Annotated in this window: 15 protein-coding genes; 8 read left to right on the forward strand and 7 right to left on the reverse strand. The window is 61.3% G+C overall.

Annotated elements, in window-relative coordinates; translation table 11 throughout:
- Positions 1-137 precede the first annotated feature (137 nt).
- The 6 genes from JNB89_RS07120 to JNB89_RS07145 form a co-directional block, all read right to left on the reverse strand.
- Entirely contained in the window at positions 138-1,166 is a 1,029-nt protein-coding gene (locus JNB89_RS07120; protein ID WP_220361763.1) for a HoxN/HupN/NixA family nickel/cobalt transporter, read from the reverse strand.
- Positions 1,167-1,200: 34 nt separating this feature from the next.
- Positions 1,201-1,722, reverse strand: a complete 522-nt coding sequence (locus tag JNB89_RS07125; RefSeq protein ID WP_135892924.1) for a cupin domain-containing protein — start codon at positions 1,720-1,722, stop codon at positions 1,201-1,203.
- 281 nt (positions 1,723-2,003) lie between these two features.
- Entirely contained in the window at positions 2,004-4,109 is a 2,106-nt protein-coding gene (gene fusA / locus JNB89_RS07130; protein ID WP_041729082.1) for an elongation factor G, read from the reverse strand.
- A 544-nt stretch (positions 4,110-4,653) separates the two neighbouring features.
- Positions 4,654-5,172, reverse strand: a complete 519-nt coding sequence (locus JNB89_RS07135) for a DUF192 domain-containing protein (RefSeq protein ID WP_220361764.1) — start codon at positions 5,170-5,172, stop codon at positions 4,654-4,656.
- 142 nt (positions 5,173-5,314) lie between these two features.
- Positions 5,315-5,509: a hypothetical protein gene (locus JNB89_RS07140; RefSeq protein ID WP_027212290.1), complete on the reverse strand. Its 195-nt coding sequence runs from the start codon at positions 5,507-5,509 to the stop codon at positions 5,315-5,317.
- A gap of 385 nt (positions 5,510-5,894) precedes the next feature.
- Complete coding sequence (locus tag JNB89_RS07145; protein ID WP_013340291.1) at positions 5,895-6,464, reverse strand: pseudouridine synthase; 570 nt, start codon at positions 6,462-6,464, stop codon at positions 5,895-5,897.
- A gap of 331 nt (positions 6,465-6,795) precedes the next feature.
- Between JNB89_RS07145 and icd the strand changes: the two genes are divergently transcribed.
- The 6 genes from icd (at position 6,796) to JNB89_RS07175 (ending at position 10,822) form a co-directional block, all read left to right on the forward strand.
- Positions 6,796-8,052 (forward strand): NADP-dependent isocitrate dehydrogenase, encoded by a 1,257-nt coding sequence (gene icd / locus JNB89_RS07150; RefSeq protein ID WP_013340290.1) that lies wholly within the window; start codon positions 6,796-6,798, stop codon positions 8,050-8,052.
- Between the two features lie 185 nt (positions 8,053-8,237).
- Positions 8,238-8,648, forward strand: coding sequence for a PAAR domain-containing protein (locus JNB89_RS07155; protein ID WP_220361765.1), 411 nt, complete (start codon positions 8,238-8,240; stop codon positions 8,646-8,648).
- Entirely contained in the window at positions 8,597-9,142 is a 546-nt protein-coding gene (locus JNB89_RS07160) for a DUF4123 domain-containing protein (RefSeq protein WP_223216712.1), read from the forward strand. The genes JNB89_RS07155 and JNB89_RS07160 overlap by 52 nt, the downstream gene beginning before the upstream one ends.
- Positions 9,135-9,602, forward strand: coding sequence for a hypothetical protein (locus JNB89_RS07165; RefSeq protein ID WP_220361766.1), 468 nt, complete (start codon positions 9,135-9,137; stop codon positions 9,600-9,602). Before JNB89_RS07160 ends, JNB89_RS07165 begins: the two co-directional genes overlap by 8 nt.
- Positions 9,490-10,092 (forward strand): restriction endonuclease fold toxin 5 domain-containing protein, encoded by a 603-nt coding sequence (locus JNB89_RS07170; RefSeq protein ID WP_220361767.1) that lies wholly within the window; start codon positions 9,490-9,492, stop codon positions 10,090-10,092. The genes JNB89_RS07165 and JNB89_RS07170 overlap by 113 nt, the downstream gene beginning before the upstream one ends.
- A gap of 7 nt (positions 10,093-10,099) precedes the next feature.
- Complete coding sequence (locus JNB89_RS07175; protein ID WP_220361768.1) at positions 10,100-10,822, forward strand: immunity 52 family protein; 723 nt, start codon at positions 10,100-10,102, stop codon at positions 10,820-10,822.
- 189 nt (positions 10,823-11,011) lie between these two features.
- Here JNB89_RS07175 and JNB89_RS07180 read toward each other — a convergent pair whose 3' ends face one another.
- Positions 11,012-11,218 carry a cold-shock protein gene (locus JNB89_RS07180; RefSeq protein WP_007180614.1) on the reverse strand — a complete coding sequence of 69 codons (207 nt, stop codon included), beginning with the start codon at positions 11,216-11,218 and terminating at the stop codon, positions 11,012-11,014.
- Positions 11,219-11,767: 549 nt separating this feature from the next.
- Here JNB89_RS07180 and clpS point away from each other — a divergent pair.
- The gene (clpS, locus tag JNB89_RS07185) at positions 11,768-12,082 is read left to right on the forward strand and encodes an ATP-dependent Clp protease adapter ClpS (protein ID WP_006050100.1); all 315 of its coding nucleotides are present in this window, start codon (positions 11,768-11,770) and stop codon (positions 12,080-12,082) included.
- Positions 12,079-14,376, forward strand: coding sequence for an ATP-dependent Clp protease ATP-binding subunit ClpA (gene clpA / locus JNB89_RS07190; RefSeq protein ID WP_013340284.1), 2,298 nt, complete (start codon positions 12,079-12,081; stop codon positions 14,374-14,376). The genes clpS and clpA overlap by 4 nt, the downstream gene beginning before the upstream one ends.
- The last annotated feature ends 24 nt before the right edge of the window (positions 14,377-14,400 follow it).

The following is a 14,400-nucleotide window of genomic DNA, read 5'->3' on the forward strand; positions in this document are numbered from 1 at the left end:
CGAGCGAAAGCGCGAACGCAAGCCGCTGCATAAGAGTCACTGCAAAAAAACGCAAACGAATGCCCCACACAAAACGCCGCACATGAACCGGAAAAAAACTCGCCGCAAGCCTGTCCAGCGTTTAAGCGCGGTCGCAGTTACCGCATCGCCGTGGCCGGCCGCCTCCAGCGATGAAACAGCACCGAGCCGATCCAGCACGCAATGAACGCAGCGACGATCCCATAGCCAAGCACGCCAAACTGGTCGTTGATGCGCGTCACCGCGTCCCACACGCCGCCATTCAGGCCGAGGCTGTCGGAGAGCAGTCGCAGCGCCTCAACGCCGCCGATCACGATCGCCACCATCGCCGAAACGAATGTGATGCTCCCGTTGTAGTAGAGCTTGCGTTTGGGGTCGTCCATGGCCCAGCCGTAGGCGTGGATCATCAGCACGTTGTCCGTCGAATCGACGAGCGTCATGCCCGCGGTGAACAGCGCGGGAAACACGAGGATCGAATAGAGCGGCAGGCCCTTGCCCGCTTCGGACGCGGCAATCGCGAGCAAGCCGATCTCGGTAGCGGTATCGAAGCCGAGGCCGAACAGTACGCCCACAGGGTACATGTGCCAGCTTCGGGTCACGAGCCGGAACAGCGGCCGCAGCGCGCGTGCAAGGAGACCGCCAGGAGCAGAGGTCTGCGCAATCTGCAACGCGGCGACAGCCGCTTCGCCCTGACGTTGCACGTGACGATAGCGGCGCCATACGTCGCGCAGAATCACCAGGTTCACGGCCGCGAGCACCAGCAGGAACGTCGCCGAAACGAGTGTGCCCAACGTGGCGCCCACGGCCTTGAAGCTCTCGAACCGGCCGTGCAGCGAATGCGCGCTCCACGCTATGCCGAGCGTCGCGAGAATCACGATGCTCGAGTGACCCAACGAGAACGCAAGCCCCACGCCGAGCGGCCGCTGGCCGGTCTGCATCAGCTTGCGCGTGACGGCGTCGATAGCGGCGATGTGGTCCGCGTCCACCGCGTGACGCAGGCCGAAACCATACGCGAGCAACGCGGTGCCGAGCAGCAGCGGATAGTGGCGAAACGCAATCAGCGCCCATGCCCATGCGGCCAGATTGGCTGCGATCAGAACCGCGTACAGCGTGAGGAGGCGAGGGCGCAGCGAGGCAGTCGGCGTCATGAGTCGCGTGGTCGAGGATGAGTGTTGGTGTTAGTTAGTGATCGTGCGGATGCTTGTGAATCGGATCAACCCAATACACCGTTTCCGGTTGCTCGACGGCGTCGATGTTCAGGTTCACCACCACGGCCTCGTTGTCGCTGCGCACCAGCACGCACTCGAGGGGTTCGTCGGTGCTCGCGTTGATCTCCTGATGCGGCACATACGGCGGCACGAAGATGAAGTCGCCGGGACCGGCCTCGGCGGTGAACTCGAGGTGCTCGCCCCAACGCATGCGAGCCTGGCCGCGCACTACGTAAATCACGCTTTCGAGCGCGCCGTGATGATGTGCGCCGGTCTTTGCATTCGGGTGAATCGTCACCGTGCCGGCCCAGATTTTTTGCGCGCCGACCCGCGCGGCGTTGATCGCGGCAGCGCGATTCATGCCCGGCGTCTGCGGCGTGTTGGTGTCGAGCTGATCGCCTTTGATGACCTTCACGCCGTGCTCGCGCCAATCGACAGGCGCGGTCTCTTTGTCCCGCTCGCCGTTGTAATGCGGATGCTCGTGATCCTGGCTCATCGCGTGTCTCCTCGTGGGCTGCAAAGGCGTGGCGAAGTTCGCGGCGCCGTCCTGCATTCTGACACGGTAAAAAAATGCGCGTGGCGGTGTGGGGCGGGGCTTGGCGGGTAATGTGAGCGCGGCGAGCGCTGCGGACGCTTCGGGCGCTTCGGGCAAATGGCCGTCGGCGAAAAAAAAGCCTGTCCGTGGTGGACAGGCTTTCTGTGTTGCAGTCGGGTGCGGCGCGTGCGAGGCGGAGCGCCGCATAGCGGCGGCCTGGCTGGCAGGCCGGCCGCCAGGGCTTACTTCTGCTTCGCGTTGATCACGGCTTCGGCGACGTTGTTCGGCGTTTCCGCATAGTGCTTGAACTCCATCGTGTAGGTCGCGCGGCCTTGCGTCGCCGAGCGCAGCGACGTCGAATAGCCGAACATTTCGGCGAGCGGCACTTCGGCGCGCACCAGCTTGCCGCCGCCGCCCGCAATGTCTTCCATGCCTTGCACGAGCCCGCGGCGGCTCGACAGATCGCCCATGACGTTGCCCATGAAGTCTTCCGGTGTTTCCACTTCGACGGCCATCATCGGTTCGAGCAGCACCGGCTTCGCCTTGCGCATTGCCTCCTTGAAGGCCATCGAGCCGGCCATGCGGAAAGCGTTTTCATTCGAGTCCACGTCGTGGTACGAGCCGAAGGTCAGCGTCACCTTCACGTCGACCACCGGATAGCCCGCCAGTACGCCGGCCTTCAGCGTTTCCTGAATGCCCTTGTCCACGGCCGGAATGTACTCGCGCGGGATCACGCCGCCCTTGATCGCGTCGACGAATTCATAGCCCTTGCCTTGTTGCGCCGGTTCGAGCGTGATCACCGCGTGACCGTACTGGCCGCGTCCGCCCGACTGCTTGACGAACTTGCCCTCGACGTCTTCGACCTTGTTGCGCACCGTCTCGCGATACGCGACCTGCGGTTTGCCGACGGTGGCTTCCACGCCGAACTCGCGCTTCATCCGGTCGACAAGAATTTCGAGGTGCAGCTCGCCCATGCCGGAGATGATCGTCTGGCCCGACTCTTCATCCGTTTGTACGCGGAACGACGGGTCTTCCTGCGCGAGACGATTGAGGGCGATGCCCATCTTCTCCTGGTCGGCCTTGGTCTTCGGCTCGACAGCCTGCGAAATCACCGGCTCGGGGAAGATCATCTTCTCGAGAATGATGACCTTGTTCGGGTCGCACAGCGTGTCGCCGGTGGTCGCTTCTTTCAGGCCGACGGCCGCGGCGATGTCGCCCGCCCGCACTTCCTTGATTTCCTTGCGCTCGTTCGCGTGCATCTGCAGGATCCGGCCGAGGCGTTCCTTCTTCTCCTTCACCGGGTTGTAGACGGTGTCGCCCGAATTGACCACGCCCGAATACACGCGGAAGAAAATCAGCTGGCCGACGAACGGGTCGGTCATGATCTTGAAGGCGAGCGCGGAGAACGGCTCGTCGTCGTTGGGATGACGCTCGGCTTCGTTGTCGTGTTCGTCGTGACCGAGAATCGCGGGCACGTCCACCGGCGACGGCAGGTAGTCGATCACCGCGTCGAGCATGGCCTGCACGCCCTTGTTCTTGAACGCGCTGCCGCACAGCATCGGCACGATTTCATTGGCGATCGTGCGCGCGCGCAGGCCCTGCTTGATTTCCTCTTCGGAGAGCGGCTCGCCGCCGAGATACTTGTCGAGCAGTTCTTCGCTTGCCTCGGCTGCGGCCTCGACCATCTTGTCGTGCCATTCCTTCGCCGTGGCCGCGAGTTCCGCCGGAATGTCCTGATACTCGAACTTGATGCCCTGGCTGTCGTCGTCCCAGACGATCGCCTTCATCTTGACGAGATCAACGACGCCCTGGAAGTGTTCCTCCGCGCCGACCGGAATCTGAATGGGCACAGCGACGCCTTTCAGACGCTCGCCGATCTGGCGCTGCACGCGGAAGAAGTCGGCACCGACGCGGTCCATCTTGTTGACGAACGCGATGCGCGGCACCTTGTACTTGTTCGCCTGGCGCCAGACGGTTTCGGATTGCGGCTGCACGCCGCCCACCGAGTCGTACACCATGCAGGCGCCGTCGAGCACGCGCATGGAGCGCTCGACTTCGATCGTGAAGTCGACGTGTCCCGGCGTGTCGATGATGTTGATCCGATGCTCGGGATAGTTGCCGGCCATTCCTTTCCAGAAGGCGGTGGTGGCCGCCGACGTGATCGTGATGCCGCGCTCCTGCTCCTGTTCCATCCAGTCCATCGTCGCCGCACCGTCGTGAACCTCGCCGATCTTGTGGGTCACGCCGGTGTAGAACAGGATGCGTTCAGTGGTGGTGGTTTTGCCGGCATCGATGTGAGCGCTGATGCCGATATTCCGGTAGCGCTCGATGGGAGTCTTGCGGGGCACGTGAACCTCCTTGGAATAGCGCGCCTGAAACGCTTGGCCGGGCGGCATCTGGTGCCGCCCGGACCGCGGGATTGCTGCGTTGCTAAGAATACTAGGATAGCGCGTCGGCCCGTCTTTTGCAGGAATGTTGCCAGGCGCGCGGCGGGGTAACGCGCGCGGGGCGGCGGAGCTTCGCGGACGGCGGGTCCACGTGCGGTGCGATGCCTGGCGACGAGGGCAAAGCCGGGGTGTTCGGGTGCGGGACCGGCTTGCGGTGAGAGGAGGGCTGGGTTGTGGCGTGCCGTCAGCGTCCTGGCTGATCGAGGACACGGCTATGCAGTGCAGCGCAGTCTGACGAGTATCTGGCGCCACTTGACGGAACCGCTGCCACCCGACGGGCATTGAGCCGCGCGATCAGAGGCCCCATCTGCCGCGCATTCAGACGCCGGATCCGCTCAGAGCCGCGTGTGTGGCGGCGCACCCGCGCGCGGCTTGCGCGCCGACTGACGCGCGTTTCTGCGCCGGCTTATTGCGTCGGCTCACTGAGTCTGCTTACTGCGCCGGCTTACTGCGCCGCCGGCAGTCCCTGAATCTTCATGCCTGGCTTGATGCCTTTCGACGTGAACCAGCCCTTGCTCATTTCGAGCGCATACACGCCGTTGTTCTTCGGGCAGTGGTTGCTGGTCGTCTCGGCCTGCATCTCGTCGATGTCGGTCACGGTGCCGTCCGCGCGCATGAAGGCGATCGACAACGGAATCAGCGTGTTCTTCATCCAGAAGCAATGCACGGCGTTTTCGTTGAACACGAACAGCATGCCTTCGTTCGGCGCGAGGCTCGTGCGGTACATCAGACCTTGCTCGCGGTCGGGGTCGTTAGCGGCGACCGCCGCGTCGATCACGAACATGCCGGCGGTCAGCCGCACGCGCGGAAATTCGCTCGGTTGCTTGGCTCCGGCCGGCAACTGCTGCGCATGAGCGGGTGCTGCGCTCAGAGCGGAGAACGACAGCGCTGCGAACGCCACGACAGCTGGCAACACAGCGGCGACAGCGAAACGCGCCATTAACGAGCGCAGGGGAAATCGCACGGCATGACTCCTTGCTGGAATGAAACGGAATGGTACGCGAGCGCATCAAAAACAAAAAGGCAGATCGCCTTGCGGTGACCTGCCTTCTAACGCCGTAAGAACGGCAATGAAGCGTAGTTCTTGACTGCGTTTTACAACAAACTTACTCCGAAGCTGCCGAAGCGGCTGCTGCAGCAGCTGCCTTCTTGTGCGACTTCTTGTGAGCGTGCTTCGTGGTCTTCTTTGCCGACGAAGCTGCTGCTGCCGGAGCTGCCGAAGCTGCTGCCGGTGCCGAAGCTTGTGCGAATGCTGCCGTTGCGAAGAGGCCAGCGACCAGAGCGGCGATCAGTTTGTTCATTTTGAAAATCCTCAGCTTGAGTTAATTAACCAAATGACCCGGTTATGTTTGAGTCATGTCGGTAAACGTGCCATCCACCTTTCGGTTGACAGTCGCATCGAACAAATTTTCGACGCGTCTGCCGAGCGCTCAGACTGCCTCCACTGACCGCGCGAGCGGCATGTACAAAGGCCCTTAAGGCTGAATGCCGGACAGCTTCGGGCGGCATCTGCGTCGAATAACGCGTGAGCTCGCGAGCCGGTTGACGTGAATCGTGCTGAAAGTTTTCACGCGTGCATTGGGGTGAACCAGCTTGTGCGCAATGCGCGCGCGATTCGCTGTTTCACGCTTTTTCACCGAGAAGTTTCACAGGCCATTTCGTGCGCGCATACAACGAGTTAGCGATTTATGCGACGCCTTCCCAAGGTGCGTTGAGCGGTAAATCGACGCTTTCGCCGGGCATGAGTCCGAGCGCGAAAATATCGAGCGCGCCGATGCCTACGCGCACGAGCCGCAGCGTCGGAAAGCCGACTGCGGCGGTCATGCGGCGCACCTGGCGGTTTTTGCCTTCCGCGATGGACAACTCGATCCACGTGGTCGGAATCGCGGCGCGATAGCGAATTGGGGGCGTGCGCGGCCAGAGTCTGTCGGCCGGGTCCACGTAGTCGGCGCGACACGGTTTCGTCACATAGTCGCCCAAGTCGACGCCGCGCGCGAGTTTCTTCAGCGCGGCGGCATCCACCGCGCCTTCCACTTGGGCCCAGTAACGCTTGACGAGCTTGTGGCGGGGTTCCGCAATACGCGCTTGCAAGGCGCCGTCGTCGGTGAGAAGCAGCAGGCCTTCGCTGTCCGAATCGAGCCGGCCGGCCGGATAAACGCCCGGCACGCTGACCCAGTCGGCCAGCGACGCGCGCGTCTCGTGCGCAGAAAACTGGCAGATGGTGCCGAACGGCTTGTTCAGGGCAAGTAAACGCATGAGCAAAGAATGGAGTCGTGCAACGCGCGTGGCCGCATGGGCCGGCCAGCGCGGCACCGGAGCGCAGGAGCGATGCCTGCGGCAAATGGCGGGATAATAAAGCATGCGGGGGCGCCTCGCGGCCGCGGTCCCATACGATGGGCGGTGGGCGCCGTGCTTCGTCGCCGCATGCATGTTGGAAAACCCCGAGCCGCCCTGGCCTCGAAGCCGCCCCGGCGTGGGCTAGAATAACCGCCAGGCCCGTGCGCGCGTGCGGCATTGCGCGTAGCGAGAAGCAACATATTGGCAGTCTCCCCTCAGCTTTCAGCACAGCTTTCACTGGAGTCCGATCATGCCGTATCAGCACATCAAGGTTCCGACCGGTGGTGACAAGATCACCGTCAACGCGGATTTCTCGCTCAACGTTTCGGATCAGCCGATCATTCCGTTTATCGAAGGCGACGGCACCGGTCTCGACATCACGCCCGTCATGATCAAGGTCGTGGACGCGGCGGTCGAAAAAGCCTACGCGGGCAAGAGAAAAATCCAGTGGATGGAAATTTACGCGGGCGAAAAATCGACGAGGGTCTACGGCCCGGACGTGTGGCTGCCCGAAGAAACGCTGCAGGTGCTGAAGGAATACGTGGTATCCATCAAGGGGCCGCTGACTACGCCCGTGGGCGGCGGCATCCGTTCGCTGAACGTCGCGCTGCGTCAGGAACTGGACCTGTACGTATGCCTGCGACCCGTGCAGTACTTCAAAGGCGTGCCCTCGCCGGTGCGCGAGCCGGAGAAAACCAACATGGTGATCTTCCGCGAGAATTCGGAAGACATCTATGCGGGTATCGAATGGCCGGCCGAATCGGAGCAGGCCAGGAAGGTCATCAAGTTCCTGCAGGAAGAAATGGGCGTGAAGAAGATCCGCTTTCCGGAAACCTCGGGAATTGGCATCAAGCCTGTGTCGCGCGAGGGCACGGAGCGTCTGGTGCGCAAGGCGATCCAGTATGCGATCGACAACGACCGCCGCTCGGTCACGCTCGTGCACAAGGGCAACATCATGAAGTACACGGAAGGCGCTTTCCGTGACTATGGCTATGCGCTCGCGCAGAAGGAATTCAACGCCGAGCTGATCGACGGCGGCCCGTGGATGAAGGTGAAGAATCCGAAGACAGGCGGCGACATCGTCGTGAAGGACGTGATTGCCGACGCTTTCCTGCAGCAGATCCTGCTGCGTCCCGCGGAATACGACGTGATCGCCACGCTGAACCTGAACGGCGACTACGTGTCGGACGCACTCGCCGCGCAGGTGGGCGGCATCGGCATTGCGCCGGGCGCGAACATGTCCGATTCGGTCGCGATGTTCGAAGCCACTCACGGCACCGCGCCGAAGTACGCGGGCAAAGACTACGTGAATCCGGGGTCAGAGATTCTCTCGGCGGAAATGATGCTGCGTCACCTGGGCTGGGTCGAGGCGGCGGATCTGATCATCAAGTCGATGGAAACGTCGATCCTGCAAAAGCGCGTCACTTACGACTTCGCGCGCCTGATGGAAGGCGCGACGCAGGTTTCCTGCTCGGGCTTCGGGCAGGTGATGATCGAGAATATGTAAGCGGGTGTCGCAGGTAGTCGCCAGCAGTCTCATGGGTAGCAAAACGCCGATAGATCAGTGATTTATCGGCGTTTTTCTTTGATGTTGTGTCATGCCGTGTCGCAGGGGACAAATCCCGATCAGGTGCGTTTTGCCGCTGGCCGATGGTAAAGTTCAGACAAATCAGCCACTGAAGAGAGGGCCACGTGGGACGCAGCATTATTTGCGTCGGCGACACCACATCGCACGGCGGCAAGGTACTGGAGGGGACTCCGACAGCAACGCTAGACGGCAAGCCGATTTCGGGCGTAGGACACATGGTGGCATGCCCGCAATGCAAGGGCACGTTCCCGATCCTGCCTGATCTGCTCGGGCGTCGCTATCCGTACCGAATCAATGAGCGCGACACCGCGGTCGAAGGCATGCGCACTGCATGCGGAGCGACGCTGATTGCATCACAGTCGAATTCCACGATCAGTGACGAGGGGCAAGGGCAGGCTTATACCGGTGCCGCCGCGGCGGCAGGTGCACAGGCGCCATCGCCGAGCCCCACGCTCTGCCTTGAATGCTTGATCGCGGCGGCAAAAAGTGGCGCAACGACGGTGATGCGGGGGTAGCGTTGGCGTCAACCATTGAGACATGTTTCGCAGAGTGTCAAGCGCGGGTGCGCTTACCCGTGCGGCTGTACGCACTCGTTGATGCGCTCTTGTACGGACCGGGTGAGCCTGCTGAGCGGCCGCCGGCGACTATTGCATTGTTCGACGGCACGCCCGACGCATCCTTGGCCGATGCCGGGCCGTGGTTGATCGACTTCGCCGACGCGCCCCAGAGTGTGCAGCAGTCATTATTCGCGATGGGCGCGAGCGCAGAAGGCGTGTCCTGGCTTATCAGCGCATATCCTTTCCCAGCGCTTGCCGATGAACTGAGGAGCCGATTAGACGCCCGTATGCCGGACAGCCGCATTGCGTTGCTGCGCTTTTACGATGCCCGCCTCATGGGAGAAATTGCCGCCCTGTTCTCGTTCACGCAGCGTATCGAATTCTTTGCGCCGACATTCGACTGGCTCGTGCAAATCAACGGCGAACTGACGAGGGTGCATCCGCATGCTTGAGCTGACGACCGAACAGGTAGCCGCACTCGCCGAAATTGACGCCAAGCGCTTTGTCGAAGGCGTACGCGCAGATTTGTGCAAGGACGATCCCAAGCTGGCTGACGACGCGACGCTCTCATCGCGGCTGTGGCGGGCGTTCAAGGCGGCACGCGAGTTTGGGATCGAGCGCGATGAGAATCTTGTCGCGTTCCTTCGCATCGAAGCGTACGCGCCGGGCTTTTACGAGCAGCCAGCGATACACGCATGGGTGACCCGTCCGGGCCGGTCGGCCGACGAACGGTTTCACGACTATCTGCGCGTCATGCGCTGGAAAATCGAACATCCTGAATTTCGGGGAGGGTTGAACAATGGCGGGTCTGGCGATTCCGTTGCTGGAGGGAGCAGCGGAAGCCCTTGGTCCAGTATTGGCGCGCGCTGGCGCAGCTTTACTGGGCGGGGCAGCAGTGGGGGCAACGGGTAGCCTGTCTGGCGACACGAAGAAAGAGGACAGCAAAGCTGCGCCCGCTGCGCGAACCTTGCCGCGCACGGACGAAAGCTGCAAGAAATGTCCGCCCGAGGGCGGGGCGAAAATTCGCCGCAACCATGGTGTGAACTGGAATTCGTACCAGTACCAAGCACGTATCACGGGCTTTGCGTTCGACGTTGAAGAATGTCGTTGGTCTGACGAGTGGCAATGGCTTGGCATCGACTTCGACGGGTTTCAGGCCGCAGCGTGCATGCTGCAAGAGGCGAAAGGCAACTACGATCAGTTTCTTGACGGATCTATCCCAAAGGCCGAGAAATGGTTTGAAGGATTCAGGGCGATGGAAGACCAGATCGTTGAGCAGGGTACGGCCGTCCGCATGAACCCACCTACGCAGTTGACGTGGTACTTTCAGACCCCGCTCACTTACAAAAAGATGGCCCCGTTGCTCATGCGCATGGGTGTTCAGGCTATTTATCAACCGTGATCCGAACATGGAAATAAACGCGATGTTCCGTGACGCCTCGTTGGCGTCCAATGATTTTCGCGACATGCTAGCTCGCGAATCGCGCCTTGTCGCCGCGCTGTCCGCGAAACAGCCGCTCATGGCACATACGAACTGGCGACTCACGGCTGATTCGCTCGAAGAAGCGAACCTCTATCCGGCCTTTGACGAAAACGGTGACCCGGCAACGGCAGCGATGGCTGTGCTCACGACGCGCGCGGGACGCAAAAGGCGGGGTGTATCGCATGCTGCGATCTGGAACGCTGCCGAGGGGAACGATAGCGCCGTAATTTCATGCCATGTGTCCGACGCGAAGGCACTGCCTGATCGTGTAACGCTTGATATCGATGCGCCGTTGTGTCCGCAGACCGTAGATGACATGGCGGACGTACTTCGGGTGGTTGCCGCCACGTTTGAGCCGCTCGTCATGGAAGTTGCGCCGAAGGAGTATTTCGACAGGCGCGTCTTTGACGACAAGCCCGGCGCCGGCTGGATGCTGTACCTGCCGCGCAAGATCACCGTGCAGCAGGTTCCCGAAGCGCGGGCACTCGTTCCTGTGAAAGGGAAAGACGGCAAGGAAATCGGAACGATCATCGTGAGCGTCACCGATTCCGTGTTCTCGGTGGACAACCCGGAGCACATCGAGGTCGCGAACCGGATCGAAATCCGGCTGGTCGATCAGGACCTGCTGCCCGCCTACGCGGACCTGTGAACCCGACGGTCGCGAATAAAAACGCGACGCCGCCCCATCGCCCTCCATCTATTAACCCGTTATTTGGGATTCGCCGCGTCGGCAAACAAAAAAGGGAAACAGGTAAAGCGATTACTCTAAAAAAACTGCGCCCCCAAAAAGAAACCCGGCGCGAAGCCGGGTTTCAAAAGGACGGGTATCGAACAGATATCAGGCAGGTGCCTGGATGTTCGATGCCTGCTTGCCTTTCGGGCCTTGCACGACCTCGAAGGTCACCTTTTGGCCTTCCTTGAGGGTCTTGAACCCATTCATCTGGATGGCCGAGAAGTGTGCAAACAGATCCTCGCCGCCTTCATCGGGCGTGATGAATCCGAAACCTTTTGCGTCATTGAACCATTTGACCGTACCAGTTGCCATTCCAACTTCCCCTGTAACTCATGTCACTACCACGAGCCCTCGAAAAGCTCGACGACCGCGCAATGCAGCCGCTCCCTCCTCACAAGCTCACCATCGGCATTTTTTCGAATTTGGCGCAGTGAAAAAAGTGCCAGCTTGATTGTTGAGGCTCTTTATTCGGGTGTCAAGAAAATTTTGAGACGTCGTTGTACGCGTTGCAAACAGGCCGTTTCCAGGGGTTTTTCCCGCTTTCGTTATGTGCGGTTGCGCAAGCGGGCTGTCTTGAAAAGTCGCATAATCGTCTCACATGCAGTTCTGAGGGTGGCGTTGCTGCCGGTGGCGCGAGCGGGCTGTGCCCAGCCAGCTCCGGCAGGTTGTGCGATACTCGATCCGACTGCGGCGCAACAGGCCGCAAAGCAACATCAGGATCGGGGCCGGCTCCGCAATCGGCTCGTTGATTGGCGCACGCGGGCGGTGCATTTCCGCCGGGCGGCAGCGTTCGGGCTCACTGGCCGGCTGGCCGGGTTTTGACAGGATTGCGGGCCTGTCCTAGTTGTTTAGAATGGGTGTATGGCGATTATCCCGGACAAGCAGGACGGCACCGTACTGGAGCGGCAGGAGAAAAAGCTCAAGCCGCCATCCATGTACAAGGTGGTGCTGCTGAATGACGACTTCACGCCAATGGAATTTGTCGTGATGATCGTGCAGGAATATTTCAATAAAGATCGTGAAACCGCAACACAGGTTATGTTGAAGGTGCATCGCGAGGGCAGGGGAGTTTGTGGGGTCTATACGCGGGACATCGCGTCGACCAAAGTCGAGCAAGTCGTTACCCACGCACGGCAGGCCGGGCATCCGCTGCAGTGTGTGATGGAGGAAGCATGATTGCCCAGGAACTGGAAGTCAGCCTGCACATGGCGTTCATGGAAGCACGCCAGGCGCGGCACGAGTTCATAACGGTCGAACATCTTTTGCTGGCACTGTTGGACAATCCGACAGCGGCGGAGGTGTTGCGTGCATGCGCGGCCAATATCGAGGATCTGCGCCAGAACCTGCGCAACTTCATTCATGACAACACGCCGACCGTGCCAGGCACGGACGACGTCGACACGCAACCCACGCTGGGTTTCCAGCGTGTGATCCAGCGCGCGATCATGCATGTGCAGTCCACCTCGAATGGCAAGAAGGAAGTGACCGGCGCGAACGTGCTGGTCGCAATCTTCGGCGAGAAGGATTCGCACGCGGTGTACTACCTGCAGCAGCAGGGAGTAACGCGTCTGGACGTGGTCAATTTCATCTCGCACGGCATCGCCAAGACGAGCAGTTCGGACGCCGCGAAAGCGAGCGACGCGAATGCGGAGTCGGACGAAGCCGCCGCGCAGAAAGAAACGCCTCTCGCTCAGTTCACGCAGAACCTGAACCAGATGGCGAAAGACGGCCGCATCGATCCGCTCATCGGGCGCGAGTCCGAAGTCGAGCGCGTGGTGCAGGTGCTGTGCCGCCGTCGCAAGAATAATCCGCTACTGGTGGGCGAGGCCGGCGTCGGCAAGACGGCGATTGCCGAAGGGCTCGCCTGGCGCATCACGCGCGGCGAGGTGCCGGACATTCTGGCCGACGCGCAGGTGTATTCGCTCGACATGGGCGCGCTGCTCGCCGGCACGAAGTATCGCGGCGATTTCGAACAGCGCCTGAAGACGGTCCTGAAGGAACTGAAGGAGCGTCCGCACGCCATTCTGTTCATCGACGAAATTCATACGCTGATCGGCGCGGGCGCCGCGTCGGGCGGCACGCTGGACGCGTCGAACCTGCTGAAGCCGGCGCTCTCGTCGGGCACGCTCAAGTGCATCGGCGCGACCACGTTCACCGAATATCGCGGCATCTTCGAAAAAGACGCGGCTTTGTCGCGCCGTTTCCAGAAGGTCGACGTGACGGAACCGTCGGTCGAACAGACGGTGGCGATTCTGCGCGGCCTGAAGTCGCGTTTCGAAGAGCATCACGGCGTGAAATATTCGTCGGGCGCACTGTCGGCGGCGGCTGAGTTGTCGGCACGCTTCATTACCGACCGTCATTTGCCGGACAAGGCAATTGACGTGATCGACGAAGCGGGCGCGGCACAGCGCATTCTGCCGAAGTCGAAGCAGAAGAAGACCATCGGCAAGAACGAGATCGAAGAGATCATCTCGAAGATCGCGCGCGTCCCGGCACAAAGCGTGTCGCAAGACGACCGCAGCAAGCTGCAAACGCTGGATCGCGATCTGAAGAGCGTGGTGTTCGGGCAAGACCCGGCTATCGACGCGCTGTCGGCAGCCATCAAGATGGCGCGTGCTGGCCTCGGCAAGCTGGACAAGCCGATTGGCGCGTTCCTGTTCTCCGGCCCCACGGGCGTCGGCAAGACGGAAGTGGCGAAGCAGTTGGCGTTCACGCTCGGCATCGAGCTGATCCGCTTCGACATGTCGGAGTACATGGAGCGTCATGCGGTGAGCCGGCTGATCGGCGCGCCTCCGGGTTATGTCGGCTTCGACCAGGGCGGTCTGCTGACCGAGGCAGTCACCAAGAAGCCGCACTGCGTGCTGCTGCTCGACGAAATCGAGAAGGCGCATCCGGACATCTACAACGTGCTCTTGCAGGTCATGGACCACGGCACGCTGACGGACAACAACGGGCGCAAGGCGGATTTCCGCAACGTCATCATCATCATGACGACGAACGCGGGCGCCGAGGCAATGGGCAAGTCGGTGATCGGCTTCACGAATCGCCGCGAAACCGGCGACGAGATGGTCGACATCAAGCGCATGTTCACGCCGGAGTTCCGTAACCGTCTGGACGCGACCATTAGCTTCCGTGCGCTGGATGAGGAAATCATCATGCGCGTGGTCGACAAGTTCCTGATGCAGCTGGAAGATCAACTGCACGAGAAGAAGGTCGACGCGCTCTTTACCGACGCGCTGCGCAAGCACCTCGCCAAGCACGGTTTCGATCCGTTGATGGGCGCACGCCCGATGCAGCGCCTGATTCAGGACACGATCCGTCGTGCGCTTGCCGACGAGTTGCTGTTCGGCAAGCTGATGAACGGCGGCCGCGTGTCGGTCGACGTCGATGCGGAAGACAAGGTGCAACTGACCTTCGACGAGCATCCGGCGCCGCGCAATCCGAATCCGGAAGCAGTCGAAGTCGAGTAAGCGTTCAGCAACGAGTTTCGCCAA

The organism is Paraburkholderia phenoliruptrix (genome assembly GCF_019511605.1).
GTDB classification, from domain to species: domain Bacteria; phylum Pseudomonadota; class Gammaproteobacteria; order Burkholderiales; family Burkholderiaceae; genus Paraburkholderia; species Paraburkholderia phenoliruptrix_A.

Excerpts from the sequence above, each read along its gene's own strand:
- JNB89_RS07120 (WP_220361763.1), bottom strand. The coding sequence starts at position 1,166 with ATGACGCCGACTGCCTCGCTGCGCCCTCGCCTCCTCACGCTGTACGCG.
- JNB89_RS07125 (WP_135892924.1), bottom strand. The coding sequence starts at position 1,722 with ATGAGCCAGGATCACGAGCATCCGCATTACAACGGCGAGCGGGACAAA.
- JNB89_RS07140 (WP_027212290.1), bottom strand. The coding sequence starts at position 5,509 with ATGAACAAACTGATCGCCGCTCTGGTCGCTGGCCTCTTCGCAACGGCA.
- JNB89_RS07145 (WP_013340291.1), bottom strand. The coding sequence starts at position 6,464 with ATGCGTTTACTTGCCCTGAACAAGCCGTTCGGCACCATCTGCCAGTTT.
- icd (WP_013340290.1), top strand. The coding sequence starts at position 6,796 with ATGCCGTATCAGCACATCAAGGTTCCGACCGGTGGTGACAAGATCACC.
- JNB89_RS07160 (WP_223216712.1), top strand. The coding sequence starts at position 8,597 with ATGCTTGATCGCGGCGGCAAAAAGTGGCGCAACGACGGTGATGCGGGG.
- JNB89_RS07165 (WP_220361766.1), top strand. The coding sequence starts at position 9,135 with ATGCTTGAGCTGACGACCGAACAGGTAGCCGCACTCGCCGAAATTGAC.
- JNB89_RS07170 (WP_220361767.1), top strand. The coding sequence starts at position 9,490 with ATGGCGGGTCTGGCGATTCCGTTGCTGGAGGGAGCAGCGGAAGCCCTT.
- JNB89_RS07175 (WP_220361768.1), top strand. The coding sequence starts at position 10,100 with ATGGAAATAAACGCGATGTTCCGTGACGCCTCGTTGGCGTCCAATGAT.
- JNB89_RS07180 (WP_007180614.1), bottom strand. The coding sequence starts at position 11,218 with ATGGCAACTGGTACGGTCAAATGGTTCAATGACGCAAAAGGTTTCGGA.
- clpS (WP_006050100.1), top strand. The coding sequence starts at position 11,768 with ATGGCGATTATCCCGGACAAGCAGGACGGCACCGTACTGGAGCGGCAG.
- clpA (WP_013340284.1), top strand. The coding sequence starts at position 12,079 with ATGATTGCCCAGGAACTGGAAGTCAGCCTGCACATGGCGTTCATGGAA.